Source organism: Levilactobacillus namurensis, assembly GCF_032197885.1.
Taxonomy (GTDB): domain Bacteria; phylum Bacillota; class Bacilli; order Lactobacillales; family Lactobacillaceae; genus Levilactobacillus; species Levilactobacillus namurensis_A.
In genome coordinates this window covers 1,089,023-1,105,917 of record NZ_CP134159.1, presented here as the reverse complement: position 1 = coordinate 1,105,917, position 16,895 = coordinate 1,089,023, and the positions used below count along the sequence as shown (strand labels likewise).

The 16,895-nt window shown below is 52.0% G+C and carries 20 protein-coding genes; 2 read left to right on the top strand and 18 right to left on the bottom strand.

Annotated features, from left to right (window positions below):
- Positions 1 to 22 precede the first annotated feature (22 nt).
- The 18 genes from RIN67_RS05215 to RIN67_RS05130 all read right to left on the bottom strand — a co-directional run bounded on the left by RIN67_RS05215 (position 23) and on the right by RIN67_RS05130 (position 14,361).
- Positions 23 to 610, bottom strand: coding sequence for a TIGR01906 family membrane protein (locus RIN67_RS05215; protein ID WP_264999939.1), 588 nt, complete (start codon positions 608 to 610; stop codon positions 23 to 25).
- Between the two features lie 34 nt (positions 611 to 644).
- Positions 645 to 1,439: a TIGR01457 family HAD-type hydrolase gene (locus RIN67_RS05210; RefSeq protein WP_264999938.1), complete on the bottom strand. Its 795-nt coding sequence runs from the start codon at positions 1,437 to 1,439 to the stop codon at positions 645 to 647.
- Between the two features lie 12 nt (positions 1,440 to 1,451).
- On the bottom strand, positions 1,452 to 2,147 hold the full coding sequence (locus RIN67_RS05205; protein ID WP_264999937.1) for a YutD family protein: 696 nt from the start codon (positions 2,145 to 2,147) through the stop codon (positions 1,452 to 1,454).
- Positions 2,128 to 3,540 carry a bifunctional metallophosphatase/5'-nucleotidase gene (locus RIN67_RS05200; protein ID WP_264999936.1) on the bottom strand — a complete coding sequence of 471 codons (1,413 nt, stop codon included), beginning with the start codon at positions 3,538 to 3,540 and terminating at the stop codon, positions 2,128 to 2,130. Before RIN67_RS05200 ends, RIN67_RS05205 begins: the two co-directional genes overlap by 20 nt.
- A 58-nt stretch (positions 3,541 to 3,598) precedes the next feature.
- Positions 3,599 to 4,207 (bottom strand): metallophosphoesterase family protein, encoded by a 609-nt coding sequence (locus RIN67_RS05195; RefSeq protein WP_024747013.1) that lies wholly within the window; start codon positions 4,205 to 4,207, stop codon positions 3,599 to 3,601.
- Between the two features lie 11 nt (positions 4,208 to 4,218).
- On the bottom strand, positions 4,219 to 5,067 hold the full coding sequence (locus tag RIN67_RS05190; RefSeq protein ID WP_264999935.1) for an aldo/keto reductase: 849 nt from the start codon (positions 5,065 to 5,067) through the stop codon (positions 4,219 to 4,221).
- A gap of 142 nt (positions 5,068 to 5,209) precedes the next feature.
- Positions 5,210 to 6,652 (bottom strand): amino acid permease, encoded by a 1,443-nt coding sequence (locus tag RIN67_RS05185; RefSeq protein WP_264999934.1) that lies wholly within the window; start codon positions 6,650 to 6,652, stop codon positions 5,210 to 5,212.
- A gap of 212 nt (positions 6,653 to 6,864) precedes the next feature.
- The gene (locus RIN67_RS05180) at positions 6,865 to 8,061 is read right to left on the bottom strand and encodes an acetate/propionate family kinase (RefSeq protein ID WP_264999933.1); all 1,197 of its coding nucleotides are present in this window, start codon (positions 8,059 to 8,061) and stop codon (positions 6,865 to 6,867) included.
- 16 nt (positions 8,062 to 8,077) lie between these two features.
- Positions 8,078 to 9,133, bottom strand: coding sequence for a class I SAM-dependent methyltransferase (locus RIN67_RS05175; RefSeq protein WP_313825987.1), 1,056 nt, complete (start codon positions 9,131 to 9,133; stop codon positions 8,078 to 8,080).
- A 39-nt stretch (positions 9,134 to 9,172) separates the two neighbouring features.
- Complete coding sequence (locus RIN67_RS05170) at positions 9,173 to 9,421, bottom strand: hypothetical protein (protein WP_147000011.1); 249 nt, start codon at positions 9,419 to 9,421, stop codon at positions 9,173 to 9,175.
- Positions 9,373 to 9,813 (bottom strand): prepilin-type N-terminal cleavage/methylation domain-containing protein, encoded by a 441-nt coding sequence (locus RIN67_RS05165; protein ID WP_264999931.1) that lies wholly within the window; start codon positions 9,811 to 9,813, stop codon positions 9,373 to 9,375. The genes RIN67_RS05170 and RIN67_RS05165 overlap by 49 nt, the downstream gene beginning before the upstream one ends.
- On the bottom strand, positions 9,810 to 10,043 hold the full coding sequence (locus RIN67_RS05160) for a hypothetical protein (protein ID WP_264999930.1): 234 nt from the start codon (positions 10,041 to 10,043) through the stop codon (positions 9,810 to 9,812). Before RIN67_RS05160 ends, RIN67_RS05165 begins: the two co-directional genes overlap by 4 nt.
- On the bottom strand, positions 10,015 to 10,440 hold the full coding sequence (locus RIN67_RS05155) for a hypothetical protein (RefSeq protein WP_264999929.1): 426 nt from the start codon (positions 10,438 to 10,440) through the stop codon (positions 10,015 to 10,017). The genes RIN67_RS05160 and RIN67_RS05155 overlap by 29 nt, the downstream gene beginning before the upstream one ends.
- A gap of 19 nt (positions 10,441 to 10,459) precedes the next feature.
- Entirely contained in the window at positions 10,460 to 10,762 is a 303-nt protein-coding gene (locus RIN67_RS05150; protein WP_082604921.1) for a prepilin-type N-terminal cleavage/methylation domain-containing protein, read from the bottom strand.
- Entirely contained in the window at positions 10,759 to 11,829 is a 1,071-nt protein-coding gene (locus RIN67_RS05145; RefSeq protein ID WP_313825988.1) for a type II secretion system F family protein, read from the bottom strand. The genes RIN67_RS05150 and RIN67_RS05145 overlap by 4 nt, the downstream gene beginning before the upstream one ends.
- The gene (gene comGA / locus RIN67_RS05140) at positions 11,750 to 12,727 is read right to left on the bottom strand and encodes a competence type IV pilus ATPase ComGA (protein ID WP_313825989.1); all 978 of its coding nucleotides are present in this window, start codon (positions 12,725 to 12,727) and stop codon (positions 11,750 to 11,752) included. Before comGA ends, RIN67_RS05145 begins: the two co-directional genes overlap by 80 nt.
- Before the next feature lie 209 nt (positions 12,728 to 12,936).
- The gene (locus RIN67_RS05135; RefSeq protein WP_056945081.1) at positions 12,937 to 13,332 is read right to left on the bottom strand and encodes a hypothetical protein; all 396 of its coding nucleotides are present in this window, start codon (positions 13,330 to 13,332) and stop codon (positions 12,937 to 12,939) included.
- 291 nt (positions 13,333 to 13,623) lie between these two features.
- Positions 13,624 to 14,361 carry a YebC/PmpR family DNA-binding transcriptional regulator gene (locus tag RIN67_RS05130; protein ID WP_264999926.1) on the bottom strand — a complete coding sequence of 246 codons (738 nt, stop codon included), beginning with the start codon at positions 14,359 to 14,361 and terminating at the stop codon, positions 13,624 to 13,626.
- Between the two features lie 273 nt (positions 14,362 to 14,634).
- Between RIN67_RS05130 and RIN67_RS05125 the strand changes: the two genes are divergently transcribed.
- Positions 14,635 to 16,107, top strand: coding sequence for an ABC transporter substrate-binding protein/permease (locus RIN67_RS05125; protein ID WP_264999925.1), 1,473 nt, complete (start codon positions 14,635 to 14,637; stop codon positions 16,105 to 16,107).
- Positions 16,100 to 16,840, top strand: a complete 741-nt coding sequence (locus RIN67_RS05120; RefSeq protein ID WP_264999924.1) for an amino acid ABC transporter ATP-binding protein — start codon at positions 16,100 to 16,102, stop codon at positions 16,838 to 16,840. Before RIN67_RS05125 ends, RIN67_RS05120 begins: the two co-directional genes overlap by 8 nt.
- Positions 16,841 to 16,895 lie beyond the last annotated feature (55 nt).

The following is a 16,895-nucleotide window of genomic DNA, read 5'->3' as shown; positions in this document are numbered from 1 at the left end:
CCCAGAGATGACAGACTTTTTTTCATGCACGTTGAATTGCTCGGCGGGCCCACCAGTAAAGCCCCGCTAGTCCTGCCTCAAAGAGGACAAAGGCTAAGACGAAGCAATGCAAGAAGAAGGTATCTGGTAGGGCCGTAATCACCGGATCTAACCGGGGATCGAACAACCAGTCATTGTTCCGGAACAGTAGTTGGTGAAACGCAATAAAGAACCCGTTGAAGTTGACCGCCATACAGCCCGCTAAAACCAGCGGAATTACCGCAACGACCTGCGTCAATCGCAGCAATCGCCACTGTTCAGCGCGACTACGTAGCTGCCGAAGGTACCAGACGGCTGGGCCCAGGCTTACTAATAGAACGCCATGGTTGACCAGAAACAGCCGCTTAACATCCTCAAAGTGAACCATCCCCGTAAACGAAGTCGGAAAATCCGTCATTTGCAGATTCGTGACCCATGGCAACTCCAAATAGGCCAACAGTTGCCCGTAATTATGCATTAACCGTGCCGGTGACAAGTCCACCGTCTGCGAAATATGCAGCCACTGGATGTCTAGTCGGTACAGCCAGACGGCGTTGATGGTCAGGGTAATGCTTAAGCTAAGTAAAGCCAACAGCAATGCACCACTGCCTAGCCACCGTCCCCACCTAGGCACGGGGCCCCCGGGTAAGGTCCCAGTCATCTAGTGAGGCAACCGTATAAGTCGGCTGAATCGCCTGTTGGGCCACTTGTTCTGGCGTTGAAACCCCCGTATACACTAATAACGTATCCGTGCCAGCATGAATTCCTGCCAGAATATCAGTCTGGTAATTATCACCGACCATGAGGGCTTGTTCCGCCGAGACACCCAGCTGGGCCAACGAGTTACGTAGAATAATCGGCTCCGGTTTCCCCACAAAGATGGGATCCGTCTGGGTCGCATAGCGCACCAGGTCCACCAAAGCGCCCGCGCCTGGCATGAGGCCCCGTGCCTTGGGAATATTCGAATCAGAATTGGTCCCGATAAACGTCGAGCCGCGCTTGATCGCTAAGATAGCCTTGGCAAACTTCTCGTAAGTGACATCGCTATCCAAACCAACGACCACATATTGCGGCCGTTCCTCATCTACCGTGAAGCCTTTTGCGGCTAGCGCTTGGCGTAACCCAATCTCACCGACGACGTACACCGTCCGTTCACCCGTCTCACCAGCTAAGCCATCTAAATAATCGGCCGTTGCCAATCCTGCCGTGTAGACGTTATCCACCGTCACATGAATATCATGGTTATCCGCCAGATTACGAACCACATCGACCGGTAGCTTAGTCGTATTATTCGTCACGAACTTAAAGGGAATCCGTGCAGCCTGTAACCGTTCGACGAACCGTTTAGCCGCAGGATAGCGTTGCGTCCCCGCGTAGACGGTCCCGTCCAAATCGATCATGTATGCCTGATAGTCTTTCACGCGTTGTCCCTCCTAATCTTCCTTCTTCTTTCGAATGGTAAAGTGTCGCCGTCCCTGGCCACCAGAAGCCACCGCGACAGTCTTCGTCTTCTTAGTCGGGGCTGGGGTTGTTGGGCGTTGGCCCTCCGTGAACGGATGATTACTATTGCGGTGCCGCGAATGACGGGAACGCCGTCGATGGCCGTTACCTGAATGACCGTCCTTGGTAGAACCAGCCGCAGCCCCCTTGGTTGCGTTAGCCGTCGTCTGATTCCCTTTGCGCGCCGCCTTATTCTCACCATTACCATTATGGTTATTATTGCGCCGGCGCGACCGATTCCGGCGCGGCTTTTGAATGGGTTTTGCATCCAGATTGTGCAAAATAAAGTAGGCACACCCAAAATTACACGATTCATAAAGGTAATCTTGAACCGCATCAATCTGATTTTGCTTTGCCCCCGCACGGTCTTCCGCATAGAAGCCCTTTAACCGCAGCTGTTCGAAGCCCCAATCGCCAACTAAATAGTCATATTTACTTAAAATCGTGCTGTAGCGCTGAGCAAATTCCTCAAGGTTGAATCCATCGTGCTCATTCGCCACGATTTCATAACCGTGCCCGTTGATCTGTAGGTGGGTCTCGTCGACCCGAACCACTTCCGCACTAGGCTCGCGCTTTTCCCGTTGCTCAGCAACTAAGGCCTCTAAATCTTTACGATCCACTGATTTCATCCTTTCTAGACCCGGTTACCGGATAGTGCTTGCTCAGATATTGGGCGAAGACCTCCCGCAACAAGTCGTGATATAAAATTTCATTGTGTCCCGCAATCGTGATCGTTGGAAAGAACGGAATAAACCGGTAATGATCCACAACAGCGAGCTGATACGTCTTTAACGGTGACACGGGCTCTCCCCGCCAAGTCACCGCATGGGTCTGCGCATTGTACCCGATTCCGAGGTAGTTCAATTCACCAAACACCTTACCGCGAAAGCCCATGCCCCGTTGCGGAAAATGCCGGAGAAATAACCGGGCCATCTCGAATTCCTGAACCAACCGCCATAGGTTGTACCCATCTAACGTTACCCGCATCACGTGCATACTGTGGGGGAGCAAGTCATGCAACTCTCGCTGGGTCACCAAGCCCTGAGGAAGGTCCGTCAAGAACAGACCGGCATTCAACACAGCTGCCTGGGTCCCCGCATACTCCGCAATGGCGTGCAAGCCTTCGCGGACCAGTTGCGGATGTCCCGTCCAATCAGTCTCAAGTGCCGTGGGCATCTCCGCCACCTGCTGTTCGGCCAACAAGGACTGTCCCAAGTCGCTCAACCCAGTCACTTCATCCGCGTCTCCCGCCTCAACGGGCAGGTCGGCCGTAGCCACCACACTAGCCGTAGCCGTAGTGATCCGGTGGTGCACATCTAAGTCCAACTCAATCTTACCCACGTACTGCCCGTACTTTCCGGCAGCCGCCAGTAAGCTGTGCTGATCCCGTTCCCCGTGAGGGAGTAGATGGTGCGTATGGCTCCCAATGATCACGTCAACCTGTGGGAAACGTTTGGCCAACTGCCGGTCGACCGTTATCCCTAGATGGGACAACAAGACACAGACATCCGCCTGGTCCCGATAGGTCTTTAACAAGTGGTCCAAAGCCTGACTTGCCGCAATCGGCCACCACCCCGCCAGTGGGTACGTCAGTTGATAAGGAGCCGTCAAGCCCAACACCAAGATACGCGTCCCAGCCGGGGTGGTCCAAAATTGATGGTCGACCGCCCAAGTTGGCGTCTGGCGCGTGTCTAAGGTCTTCAAGTTTCCTAAGACTACGGGAAAGTTCGCGTGGTCATACAAATGATCTAACTGGGGCCGCATAAAGCCTAAGCCCTCATTATTTCCAATCGTCACGGCATCGTAACCCACCTGATTCATTAGCTGGACGTTTTTCTGCCCCGCTGTGGCTTCGGAAACGGGATGCACCCGGTCGACATGATCGCCCAAATCAACGGTGTATACGCTGGACCCCGCCGCTTCAGCTGACGCCCGGGTAGTTGCCAAATAGCGCCGAATCCGCGGCCAATTCTCAAAATGTGAATGCAAATCATTGGTGTGTAAAATGGTCACTCGTTCCATGCGACGCCCCCTCATCATACTGAATTTAATCCTACGGCATCCCCTGAATTCGGTCAAGCTATTGTTTAGCCTTGAACTCAGCGGCCTTGCCCGTCACCATTTGTTCAATCTCAGCCGTAGAAAACGGCGTACCAAACGGGAGTGGCGCATCTAAGTACCGTTGTTCCGGCGTGTCCACCCCAACATTGATATTCTCCTTGACCGGCACCGCATAATGGTGGATATGTCCGTGCAGATTAATGATCTGCTTGACGATTCCCAACATCATCGGGTAATGGGTCAGATAGTACTGGCGGTGATCATACTTAATCAGCACCCCCACGTCATGAAAAGCGTACTTCGGCCGACCGTGGTCAATCGGATTATTCGCGGCTAAGTACTTAAATAACGCGCGACTATCATGATTGCCCTTGATAAGTTCTAAATGGCCGTTAAGCTGAGAAAGTACCTCACCCACCGCCTGATTCGACTGACTCGCCGGGTGCGTAAAGTACAGCGCGATATCGCCTAAGTGGTAGACCGTATCAGTCGGGGCGACCCGTGCATTCCAGTGGTCAATAATCGTCTGATTCATGACCTCGACGGACGGAAAGGGCCGCGGAGCAAATTCGTTGTTCCCCAAAAGGTCTTTATGAAAAAAATGTGTATCTGACGTAAAATATTGCATCCTGTAGCCTCCTAAATGACGTCCAACGGTTCCTTATGCGTTGGCTGCGGGAATTGTTCATCCAACGCCGCTAACTCTTCCGGACGTAGCTCCAGGGACAAAGCGGCTAAATTCTGCCGCATATGGGCCACCGAACTGGTCTGGGGAATCGCTAAAACTTGCGGGTTCCGAATGACCCACGCTAAAAGTAACTGATAGACGCTCACCTGATGGCGTTGAGCCAGCTTCTGCACCACCGGGTTCGTCGTGAGGTGTTGCCCCCAAGAATCCCCTTGAGCCACCGGGGAATACGCAATTAGTGGGACCTGATGTTCCCGTTGCCAGGGAAGCACGGCATAGTCGATTCCCCGGCTCCCCAGATGGTACAAGTCCTCATTGGCCTGAACGTGGGGGCCACCTGGCAGCTGCCAGAGTTCTTCCAAATCATCACGATCAAAGTTAGACACGCCCCACGCCTTGATTTTCCCGGTACTCTGCAGGCGTTCTAATTCCGCCACCGTTTCCGCTAGGGGAACGGTTCCCCGCCAATGGTACAGATAGAGGTCTAAGTAGTCCGTTCCCAAGCGTTGTAGACTGGCTTCCAAACTCGCAGCCATTCGCTCGCGCGAGGCATTTTCCGGGAGGACCTTAGAAATCAAAAAGAGTTGTTGCCGGTCCAACGGCTGAATCGCCGCCCCCACCAATCGCTCCGAGCGACCAGAGCCGTACATCTCGGCAGTATCGATAACCCGCGCGCCAGCTTGAACGCCAGCCCGAATCGCCGCGATCTCTTGATCCCGTAATTCTGGACGGTCACCCATATGCCAAGTTCCAATACCGATTGCTGGAACCGTCTGCCCAGCTAGTGATAACGTCTTCATGTTATGATCCCTCCATTTTACTCGTTACATTTATCGTAGCACTTTCCCCCGCTTCTCGCCGGATACATGCCGGAAAAGTCACCACGTCAAAACGTGGGTCCCCGGGCAATTTCTGTCCAGTGACCCACGTCTTTTAGCGATTTTAATGTGTTGAATCATCAGACTCTACGTCTGTGTGCGTCTGTGACGACACGTGCTCGGCAACCACGGCACTGGTCTTCTCACGGTCCCGTAGTCGTTTACCTAACCACAACGCCGTTAACCATACCGCAGACCCAATCAATGCAATCAGCGTATCCGTCCGGAACAAGAGGACGATGGCGACTCCCGCCAAGAAGACCAAGACCAAATAGTCCGTGAAGGGGAACCATGGCATCGCAAAGCCGTGTCCCGGTTGCTTGGTGGCCTGTAAATGCTTCCGGTACTTCAGGTGAGCCACCACGATTGCCCCCCAAATGAACAGGAAGCAGGTCGTCGCAACGCTGGCAACAAAGGCAAAAACGTGTCCCGGAATCAACAGGTTCAAGAAGACCGAAACGGCAATGATAACCGTAGAGAACCGCAATGCGTGTACAGGCACCTGAGCCTTAGACAGGGTACCCATCCGCTTGGCAAACCGGCCCTTCCCCTGATACGTCAGAGAAAAGAGCATCCGCCCCGTTGTGAATAACGAACTGTTGCAGGCCGAAGCCGCTGCCGTTAACACCACGAAGTTAATGATTGAAGCCGCCGCTTGAACCCCGGCATTCTTGAAGACCTGAACAAACGGACTGCTGGTCGGCGAAATCGATTGCCATGGGTAGATGCACATCAAGGCCAATAGTGAACCCAAGTAGAAGAGAATAATCCGCATAGGAATTTCGTTGACGGCCTTAGGAATGACTTTCTTAGGATCCGCCGTTTCGGAAGCTGTCATCCCTACCATTTCAATACCAACAAAGCTAAAGAGCACCATCTGGAAGGATAAGAAGAATCCTTTCCAGCCGTTGGCAAAGAAGCCGCCTTGGGACAAGTTGCTGACACTGGCGTGACCAACCGGCGTTGGAAACTGCACGCTGACCATATAAATCCCAGCGAGGATTAACGCCACAATGGCGACAATCTTGATGATGGCAAACCAAAATTCCGTTTCCCCAAACGCACTAACGGTCACAGAATTCAAGAGTAGCAGGATTCCCAGAAGTACCAAGCCGGTAACCCATTGGGGCAGCTGTGGGAACCAATACTGCATGTACTGCCCAGCCGCCGTAATCTCGGCCATCGCAATCGTGATCCAACAGACCCAATACGTCCATCCAGCCACAAAGCTCATATTCGACCCCAGGTAGCGCTGAATAAAATCAATGTACGAATGCACGTTTAAGTCTGAAAGCAGGAGTTCCCCCAACGCCCGCATCAGTAAGAAACACATAATTCCCGTAATTAAGTAAGCGAGTAGAATCGATGACCCAGCTAAGTGGATTCCTTGACCAGATCCTAAGAATAGCCCGGTTCCAATCGTGCCCCCCAACGCAATCAACTGAACGTGACGGCTTTTGAGTTCACGAGAAAAGTTTTGGTTTGAAGTTGATTGAGTGTTTTTCATTTTACTTCCCCCTTGTTGAAATATATTATACACGCTCAAGGGCACAATACCAGAGACGACGCTGGTTAGTTCAGTAGCTTTAGCGGAACTGAATCCCCGCCATCATCGCTTTTGGTTCACCTTATATTTACTTACATGAATTTTATTCATCTTAATGTGAATTAAAGGCCCCCACCAGTCAGTGCCCGGTGGAGGCCTTCATTTAAGCAATCTTAAGCTTGCTTACGTAACCGTTCGATATCCCGAACAATCATTAATTCTTCGTTAGTTGGGATCAACAGGGTCTTAATCTTCGAACCTGCCTTACTCAAGTCCCGTTCAACACCCCGGATGTTGTTCTTTTCAGGATCAACCCCGATGCCAAAGTAGCCTAACTTGTCCGCAACTTCTTGACGAATCATGATATCGTTCTCACCAACACCGGCCGTGTAAACAATGGCGTCTGCACCACCTAATTCAGCCAGGTAGGCACCAACGTACCGTACGATCCGGCTGATGAACATGTCCCGCGCCAACTTGGCCCGGTGGTTCTTATCCTGAACCTTTTCCAGGTCCCGCATATCAGCAGACACTCCAGAAACACCCAGAAGACCGGACTTCTTGTTCAAGATGTTGATCATGTCACTTGGCTTTTCAATGTTTAACTTTTCCATCAAGTAAGCCACTAATGACGCATCAATATCCCCAGAACGGGTCGCCATTTCGATCCCGGCCAGTGGCGTAAAGCCCATGGACGTATCGAAGGACTTACCGTTCTTGATGGCCGTAATGGAGCCCCCAGCACCCAGGTGCATGGTGATCAACTTCAAGTCTTCCAACGGCTTGCCTAACATGGCAGCGGCCCGGCTAGCCACGTAACGGTGACTGGTTCCGTGTGCCCCGTACTTCCGGGCACCGAACTTTTGGTAGTACTCGTAAGGAATCCCGTACATGTAGTTAACTTCTGGCATGGACTGGTGGAAGGACGTATCGAAGACGGCCACACTCAAAACGTTTGGCAAAATCTTCTTGAACGCCCGGATGCCCATCGCAGCGGCTGGGTTATGCAGTGGCGCGTATTCCGCTAAGTCTTCAATCTTCTTCAAGACATCGTCATCAATAATGGCAGAGTCCTTGAACTCTTCACCACCGGCAACGACCCGGTGACCCACACCCGTGATTTCGTCAAAGTTCGTAATGATCTTCAATTCCGTCAATTGGTCTAACATCAATTGAATGGCTTCTTTATGGTCATTCACATCTTGACGCGTTTCATACTTTTGGCCGTCACCATATTTAACTTCAACTAAGGAGTTCCCTAACCCGATCCGGTCAATGGCCCCTTCAGCGATAACGGACTCTTCTGGCATTTGGAACAGTTTGAACTTCAACGTCGAACTACCGGCGTTAATTGCAATAGATTTTCCCATGTGGTCTTTTCTCCTTTTACGCGTGATCGGTCAGTAAGTTCTGTTCTTCCCACTGGACGATTTCTGCGATAAACTTTTGAAACGCTGATTGATCTTTAAATGATGGAAATTCACCCAGCATGACTTGTTCGACCTGCTGTGCTCCCGCCCCTGGTTTCTGAAGAATCAGGATGGCTTTCTGAGCATTCGCATTGGCAAACAATTCACGCGGGAGGTTCAACAACCCTTGTAGGTAAGCGTTCGTTGGCAACCATTTCAAGAGTCCCTTGGCCTCCGCAGTCTGGAACAACTGCGACGGAACCAAGAAGACCCCGATACCACCTGGTGTTAGTTGCCGTACGGCCTGCTCCAACAAGAGATGGTGGACGAACGAATGGCCCTCAGCTGCATGGGTCTGATACGTCGCGGCGTTGGCGTCAACGGGGTAATACCCAATTGGCAAGTCCGCCACAATCAAGTCACTGGCCGGAACCAATAAAGGCTCCAGAGCATCCTGATGGACGTATTCGATTGGTAACCGCTGCAGATTGCTAGACAGCTGGGCAATCGATAACATGGTGTCATCGTTATCGACCCCATACGCCTCAATCTTACCAGCAACAACCGCCTTCAACTGGGAAACCACTGCCGTCAGCAAGTTCCCCGTCCCAACCGTTAGGTCCAACAGCGTCAGATGCTGTTTCTTGTGTTCCAACCGGGTCACCAGATACCCCATAATATACGCAATCGTATCAGGGGTTAATTGATGATTGGCTTGAATCTCGTCGACTCGGATTGCCTTCAACATGACCAGTTGAATTGCTCGTCGAACCGTCTCAGCATCATAACTCTGCCAAGGCGCTTGCTGATAAAGCGCCGTTAATGTGGTAACCGTTGCCTGATTAGGACGCCCATCTTCAACCTGAACCTCACCGTTAAGCAAATTATCGCCCGTCTCGATAAAGGCATCTAGATAAGATGTACTAAGCGCTTTCTGTAAAGTCGTTGTGGACTGATCCAGAACTTTAAAGAGCGCTTCTGTCTGTTCTTGTGACAGGACGCTTCGCCTCCTTGTGAAAATTCCATAACACAATGTATCCGTTGTCTATATTACCGATTTTTTAAGCACTATTCAAGCATGTTTGTGAACGTCCCGGCTGGTCACGGTCGGAGTCTCCCTTAGTCGTTGCGCTAACTCTTCGCGATAATGCCGCGTTTCTCGCCGATAGACGCGAATCAATCGCTCCGTTGTCTGGTGCCGGGCACTTTGTCCCATCAACATTAAACTCATGATGACCGTCATCATGGCCAAAAAGGCGAGCGCCCAAACGGTCACAAATCCCCGCTTGGTGCCCGCAAGTCCAGCAGTGCGGTTTGCCATTTAGCTCGTCTCCCCCGTTTCACTCGTAAAATCACCGTTCCCGTAGTCGCTACGGGCTGCCATTCCAACGCTGTTACGTCGGTTAGAATCGGTAAGTGCCCGCGACCCAGCTGATCGCTAATTCCTAGGATTCCCCGCTCATTTACCGTTAACCAAACGACTTTTTCTGCGTCAAAGTGATCCTTTAATAAGATCCCCTGTTCCTTTAGCCCCACGTATTCGTAGCGTCCTGGTCGCTCTAACGCCTGAATCATAACGTAGGGGGCCGTTGAATCCACCCCCGACGGCCGGCTTAAGTACCGCCCCCAGCCCGTCGTCAAGCCCAAGAGTAGCGCGACAACTCCCAGACTAAGAAGTGCTTCGACTAACGTAAACCCCTGGCGCTGATTCATGGTGCCTGCACAACCTGAAGCAGAGCCTGGTCCCGCGCCTGCCGGACCACCTGCAGTCGCTGGTCATCCCGGGCGGCCCAGTGTCGCGTCATGACCACGGTTTGTTGCGTCATCGCCAAGGTTCCCGCCACCAAGCTCAACGCCAACAGGGTATCCGGCAATAACCAACCCTGACGATCAGCGCTCCCCCAGGACCCGCACCTACGGCGTCGTCGTTTCCGTAACTTCAAATACTCGTCCCCCTAACTGAATCGCTTGATGCCACCAACGTTGGGTTTCTCGGCTCCGCCAGATCACCGTTCGCGCACGGACATAGCCGGAGGGGTAAAAGAGAAAGCAATCTCCCTGCCCCGCTTCCAGTTGCAAACTCCCCGGCAGTGGTAAGCGCTGAATGAGCCGTTCGTTCGGCGGATAGGTCCACAACTGGAGCTGTCGTTGGTCACTGACCACCTTAATCTGCACCTGACGACGCTTACGCATCGCCGTCTGTCGACTGCTCTGCCAGAAGCGCTGGAACGCCGGCCAAAAGGCCCGTTCGGCGTAAACCGCCTGCGTCGCCCGGGCTGGACGGGCAAGCAGTGTCAGCATCCCCGCGACAATCATCAGAACCAAGATCATCTCATACATCGTGAACCCCGACCGACGCCTAACCACCCGTCACCTCATTTCCCGTGATCTTCAAGTGTTCCTGTTGGGCCTGGGCCACCTGTTGGCGGGTCAAATATCCCGTTTTTAACAGCTGATCATAGGTAATCGTCTCGCTCGTCGGATGATCATCCAAGTAGGCCGTCACCTGCCCTTGGACCACCGTCTGCATCGCCCGCTGATGGATGCCCTGTGCCCGGTGCCGCTGCCCGTTCAAGTTGGGTAGAATAATCAAAATCAGCAATGAAATAATAAACAAAACAATCGTCATCTCAACTAGCGTAAATCCTCGACGTTCTTTCACGGATAGACCTCCTGTAAATTATGGTAGAGCGGCAACAATAGCGTTAGGTAAGCCGTGACCACCAGCCCCGCCACAACCGTCAGCAAAATCGGCTGAACCCAGGCCAAGGCCCGTTCTGTCAAACGGACTAGTTCACGGTACTGTAGCTGGCTATAAGCCGTCAATTCTCGCGCTAGCACGCTCGTAGAACTCCCCTTTTCAAGAAACATTCCTAATTGGGGTGGCAAATAGCGCTGGGCCTTAAGCCAATCCACCGGTCCTTGACCTTGATTTAGCCGTTGTGCCAACTGATCGGCCATCTGATGAAGCAATGCTTGTGGCGGGAGGTCTTGCAGCACACGTAACATCTGCTGGACGCTCAAGCCCCCCTGGACCAAGCGGCTAAGCGTCTCCGTCAAATAATAGCCATAGTAGGCCCGCACCAGTGTCCCCACTACCGGCCAACGGACTAAGAAGGTCACCCGCTGAATTGCCGTCGCGCGCCGCCAACCGGTCCACCCCAACCATGCGACCACCAAGCTTCCCAACAGGCCTAAGAGGCCCAATCCGCGTAATGACCAAGTCACACGGTCTGGGAGTTGCGGGGCCAAACTGGTCTGTAATTGGGGCAAGACTCCCCACTGCAGGGTCCCGAAGAGTAGCCCCATTCCCACCAGCAAGCCAACTGGATAAGCCAAAAGCTGCCGTAATTGCCGCCGTTGCGTGGCCAACAATCGCAAGACAGTCGCCGCGTGCTGTAACGCCGGACGTAACGCCCCATGGGTCGCCGTTAGATCTAATTGAAGCCACACATGGGCCACTAGATAAGGCTCCAAACAGGTCACTAACGATTGTCCTGCCGCCAACCTCGTTGCAATTTGCGCTAAGCTAGGCGCCATTTGTGGCTGTGTAGCTTGTAAAAATCCCACCGCCTGTTTTAATGAAAATCCACTGGCCAGCTGATCAGCCAGTAGCTGACAAATCCGGGCTTGTTGCGTTAAAGACCAGTTACCCGTTGGCGTAGCGTTGCGCCGTAACCGCCGTAACCGCCGTAATGGTCCGCGTTGTAACCGCGCTTTCCAAGGCATCGTGCCATCCTTTCTGCATCCCTGTCGATGCTTGCCAGAGGTCATCCGCCGCGGCCACGTCAAATAAGACAGCGGGACCCTGAGCGACACGGGGAATCAATCGTTGATAACAGGCTAGCGTCAAAGTCTGACGTAACTGCTGACGGTCAACCCCTAATTCTAGGAGTCGCGTGACCGTCCCCCCTGCCGAACGTGCGTGGACCGTACTTAGGACTAGGTGCCCGCTTAGTGCCGCCCGGACCGCAGCCTGGGCTGTTTCGGTGTCACGAATCTCGCCGATGATAAAAACGTCGGGGCGGTGCCGTAACCCCAACTTAAGCAACTCTACGTAATCCATCCCCGCCGTGGGATTCACCTGGAGTTGTAGAAACTGTGGCTCCTTAATCTCGACCGGATCTTCAATGGTCAACACCACGGCTGTAGTGGCCATCTGCTGGGCTAGAGTGTACATTGTCGTGGTCTTTCCCGACCCCGTCGGTCCCGCGAACAGGCACAGGCCTCGCTGGGTCGCCAGGGCCTGTAGTCTAAGGACCTGTTCTGGAACCAGATACGCCATTGCCAAGTGCTGATAGGGATAAATCACCCGGATGACCAACGACTCCCGACCGGCATAATCCCCGACTGTTGAGAACCGTAAATCAACCGGTGGCGTGGTCTGTTGCCAAGTTAACGCCCCGGATTGCGGTCGTCGCCGTTCACTGACCGCCATATCCGCATGAAACTTGAAGTAAGTCAGCAATTGATTCCCCGTCGCCAGCGGTACCGTCCGCCACCTGCGCAATCCCTTGGCCGTTCGTAGCCGGATGATCATCGCCTGTCCAGCCGGTATCAGGTAAACATCGCTTGCCCGTTGCGTCACCGCCGCCGTTAATAACTCCGTGACCAATGCTTGCAGCATGGTTCGTTCCCCCTTTTAGTCGCTTACGCGTGAATTCCGGAAACGGCCTGGTTTTTTTCGAAAAACCTTGCAAAATATCCGACAAGACGACAAAACGACCGTCCTTCACCTGATAGTTACCAGGTAAAAGGCGGTCGCCTTAAATTTACACTATCACCATAACGGCATGTGTGCCAAAAGTCAGTCCAGTCCCCACGTCACCAGATCACTTAATCATAAAACCGTGTCACGTCACTGTAGTAGGCCGTCACGATACTTCGCCGGGTCTCCGACAAAACTAACCGCAAAAGCGCCTTAATGGGGCGTCCGTTCAATTCCGCAGAAAAAACGTGGGTGCCTTGCAAGATATAGCGGACATCCGTATAAGTATCATGGGGCGTCTTGGTTACCCCAATAATGTTGTACTGACTATCATTGAGGATGCGACTTAGCTCATCGCTATCAATCGTCCGGTGTTCCGTTGCAAGCTGCTTCTTGAGGTAGTCGGTAAACACCAGGTCTTCACCGCACAACCGGATGACGTGCGCGATAGTCGCCAGCTGGTCAGCAATGGGCATTCGGTTATAGTAAATTCGTTGCGCTTGATCTTTATGTGCTGAATTCATCACAAAATCGTCCCTTGTGTTAACGACTCTATCAATCAGTTAGTCGTTAAACCTAAATAGTAGATTATTAGTATAGCAGATTAATGGTTTCCACTAAACTCATAGTGAACCATTTTCGTTTTTTACGCAAGTGCTGACGCTCTTAAATTCCGATACCATCGATGACCACCCTAGCAAATTACGCTGTAAAGGACCCCTTGCCACCGGAATCAGCAACTAAAAATCCCCTACGTCAACGGTTACCCGTTAATGTAGGGGATTTTAAAACAACGACTACTCAATCAACTTCGTTTATTCAACGCCTTCTGGTAAGACGGCCGCTTCGTAAACGTCAGAAACGTCATCGTTGGCGTTTAATTCATCAATTAAGCCTTGGTATTGGCTGACCTTATCTTCGGGAACTTCCGTCGTAGTTTGTGGGAACATCCGCACTTCAGCCGTATCGAGCTTGTAGCCCTTGGCTTGTAATGCGTCCCGGACAGCAGTTTCTGAAGAAGGATCCGTCCAAATCGTAAATTCGTCATCGGTCGTATCCATGTCATCAGCGCCGGCATCAAGTGCATCCATCAACATCGTGTCTTCATCCGTGTCCAGGTCATCGCGTAAAATCACGATGTACCCTTTACGATCGAACATGTAGGAAACGGAACCGTTTGCGCCAAGAGAACCGCCGTGGTGCGTAAAGGCGGAACGAATAGCGGCAGCCGTCCGGTTCTTATTATCCGTCAAGGCAGCAACCATGATGGCAGTCCCAGCTGGGCCGTAACCTTCATAGGTAATTTCTTCGAACTTGGCACCGCCAACACCGGAAGCCTTGTCAAGCGCCCGCTTGATGTTTTCCTTAGGCATGTTAGCAGCCCGGGCCTTATCCATTTCCAAACGAAGTTGAGGGTTACCGTCGGGATCAACACCACCTGCTTTTGCAGCTTGGTACAAATCACGTGAGATCTTTTGGAAAATTTTTCCACGTTTTGCATCCTGGGCATTTTTCCGACCCTGGATGTTATGCCATTTAGAATGTCCTGACATCGTAACTCCTCTTTTCTAAGTTTTTATATATCCATATAAAACAGACATTGTTAAGTTTAGCACCGGCCTTGTTTTTTTTCAATCATATCTTATCAGGCGTTTCTGAATCCGCTTCCAATGAATATTCACTGGCAAAATCCTGTATAAAAGGCATTTTATGGCCAAAAAATGGATATTTTATGTATAAAACGTATTTTTTCCAATTAGTTATTGCATAAATACGCATTGATGGCTATACTAAGTACCATCATTTCAAAACAAGGAGCCCGTGCCATGAAGAAAAAAGTCATTATTTTCATTACCCTGATTCTCGCCATTACCTTAGGATGGGCTACCCGCCCAACTACGGCCCACGCCGCCGATGATTCTCTGGTCCGCGTCCAAAAGAAAGGGACGCTGGTCATGGGGACCTCGCCCGACTATCCCCCCTACGAATTCCAAGCCACAGTTCATGGCAAGAGCAAAATCGTTGGGATGGACGTTGCCGTTGGTGAAAAAATCGCCAAGGGCCTAGGCGTTAAGCTTAAAGTCAAATCCATGTCCTTCGATTCACTATTGGTCGCCTTACAAACCGGTAAGGTCGACATGGTCATCTCGGGGATGAACCCCACACCTGCTCGGAAAAAGAACGTGGATTTTACCCATCTTTACTACCAAGGTGGGTACAGTATCGTGGTTAACAAGAGCGAAAAAGGACTCTACCGCGACAAAGATTCCTTCAAAGGCAAGACCATTGGTGCCCAAACTGGGTCAACCATGTACAACGAATCCAAGAAACAAACCACTGATACTAAGGTCAAAGGAATGACCTCCGTTTCCGACCTGATTTTAGCCCTCCAGAGTCACAAGATTGCTGGGGTCGCCATGGAAAAGCCTTCTGCTCAGGCCTACGTTGCCAACAACAAGCAATTGGCCATGATTCCTAGTCACTTCGACTTAAGTGCTTCCGATACCAGCGCCGCCGTCGCCTTCAAGAAGGGGTCGACCGCTTTGGTGGCTGCCGCCAACAAATCCGTCGATCAGATCCACAAGCAGGACCTGGTCAACAAAGACTACTTACCAGCTGCTGGGAAATACTTAAAGACCAACACTGTGAACACCAGCATGTGGCACTATTGGAAAGCCTTCTTAACGGGGATTGAATACACACTGATCATCACTGTCTGCTCCGTCTTCTTCGGATTCATCCTGGGTGTGATTCTCTCTCTTGCACGGATGCTTCACGGTGGCGTCGTCCAAACGTTGATTCGTTGGTTAGCAACGGCCTACGTCGAATTCATTCGGGGAACGCCAATGATGGTCCAAGTCATGTTCGTCTACTTCGGGTTAGGTCTCATCGTGAACCTCCCCGCCCTGACGTCCGGGATCATCGCTATTTCCTTAAACTCTGGGGCTTACGTAGCTGAATACATCCGGGGCGGTATCAATTCCGTGGATGATGGTCAAACCGAAGCCGCTCGAAGCCTAGGGATGACCAGTGGGGCTACCATGCGCTTCGTTATTTTGCCTCAAGCCCTTAAGAACATCTGGCCGTCACTGGGGAACGAATTTATTACTTTGATCAAAGACAGTTCTATCGTCTCCATCATCGGGGTATCCGAACTTATCTTCCAAAGCAACATCGTCCGGTCAGATACCTACCGTGGCGTTGCCCCCATCGCGGTCATCATGGTGCTATACTTTATCATGACGTTTACCGCCTCACGGATCTTGAACCACTTCGAAAGGAGCATGCAACATGACTAAACCAGTAATTGAGGTTCAAAACCTCGCGAAAGATTTCGGTAAAAACAGTGTCTTAAAAGACATTACGGAACAGGTCGACACCGGCCAAGTAATCGTGGTCATCGGCCCCTCCGGAAGTGGGAAGAGTACCTTTCTCCGGTGCTTGAACCTGCTAGAAACGCCCACCAGCGGCCACGTAGCCTTCAACGGTGAAGACCTCACCACTTTGGATACTAAGCGGGTCAACGCCCTACGGGAACAAATGGGCATGGTCTTCCAAGGCTTCAACCTCTTCCCTAACATGAGTGTCCTCGAAAACATCAAGTTAGCACCAATGAAAGTAAAGGGCATCAGCGACGCCGAAGCAACTAAGCAGGCGCACGAATTGCTCCAACAGGTTAACCTTGACGATCACGCAGACGCCTTTCCTGCCAGTCTATCCGGTGGACAAGCCCAACGGGTCGCCATCGCCCGAGCACTGGCGATGAACCCTAAGGTGATGCTCTTCGACGAACCAACCTCCGCGCTAGACCCCGAAATGGTCGGCGAAGTCTTAGGTGTCATGCAACAACTGGCTAACCAAGGGATGACCATGGTGGTGGTCACCCACGAAATGGGCTTCGCGAAGTCCGTGGCCGACCGTATCTGGTTCATGGCTGACGGCTATATTCAAGAAAACAGCACGCCCGCCGAGTTCTTCGCGCATCCCCAAACGGATCGGGCCAAGGACTTCCTCTCAAAGATTCTGATGTAAGACCGTCAAAAAGGCGCTCAGCGCTGGGATACTCTCCCAGTTCTGAGCGCCTTTT

Coding starts and splice junctions, on each gene's coding strand:
- RIN67_RS05180 (WP_264999933.1), bottom strand. CDS start 8,061: ATGGGAAAATCTATTGCAATTAACGCCGGTAGTTCGACGTTGAAGTTC.
- RIN67_RS05125 (WP_264999925.1), top strand. CDS start 14,635: ATGAAGAAAAAAGTCATTATTTTCATTACCCTGATTCTCGCCATTACC.
- RIN67_RS05155 (WP_264999929.1), bottom strand. CDS start 10,440: ATGTATGAGATGATCTTGGTTCTGATGATTGTCGCGGGGATGCTGACA.
- RIN67_RS05205 (WP_264999937.1), bottom strand. CDS start 2,147: ATGAAATCAGTGGATCGTAAAGATTTAGAGGCCTTAGTTGCTGAGCAA.
- comGA (WP_313825989.1), bottom strand. CDS start 12,727: ATGCTGCAAGCATTGGTCACGGAGTTATTAACGGCGGCGGTGACGCAA.
- RIN67_RS05195 (WP_024747013.1), bottom strand. CDS start 4,207: ATGCAATATTTTACGTCAGATACACATTTTTTTCATAAAGACCTTTTG.
- RIN67_RS05170 (WP_147000011.1), bottom strand. CDS start 9,421: ATGGCAAACCGCACTGCTGGACTTGCGGGCACCAAGCGGGGATTTGTG.
- RIN67_RS05145 (WP_313825988.1), bottom strand. CDS start 11,829: ATGCCTTGGAAAGCGCGGTTACAACGCGGACCATTACGGCGGTTACGG.
- RIN67_RS05190 (WP_264999935.1), bottom strand. CDS start 5,067: ATGAAGACGTTATCACTAGCTGGGCAGACGGTTCCAGCAATCGGTATT.
- RIN67_RS05130 (WP_264999926.1), bottom strand. CDS start 14,361: ATGTCAGGACATTCTAAATGGCATAACATCCAGGGTCGGAAAAATGCC.
- RIN67_RS05200 (WP_264999936.1), bottom strand. CDS start 3,540: ATGGAACGAGTGACCATTTTACACACCAATGATTTGCATTCACATTTT.
- RIN67_RS05120 (WP_264999924.1), top strand. CDS start 16,100: ATGACTAAACCAGTAATTGAGGTTCAAAACCTCGCGAAAGATTTCGGT.
- RIN67_RS05165 (WP_264999931.1), bottom strand. CDS start 9,813: ATGAATCAGCGCCAGGGGTTTACGTTAGTCGAAGCACTTCTTAGTCTG.
- RIN67_RS05135 (WP_056945081.1), bottom strand. CDS start 13,332: ATGAATTCAGCACATAAAGATCAAGCGCAACGAATTTACTATAACCGA.
- RIN67_RS05185 (WP_264999934.1), bottom strand. CDS start 6,652: ATGAAAAACACTCAATCAACTTCAAACCAAAACTTTTCTCGTGAACTC.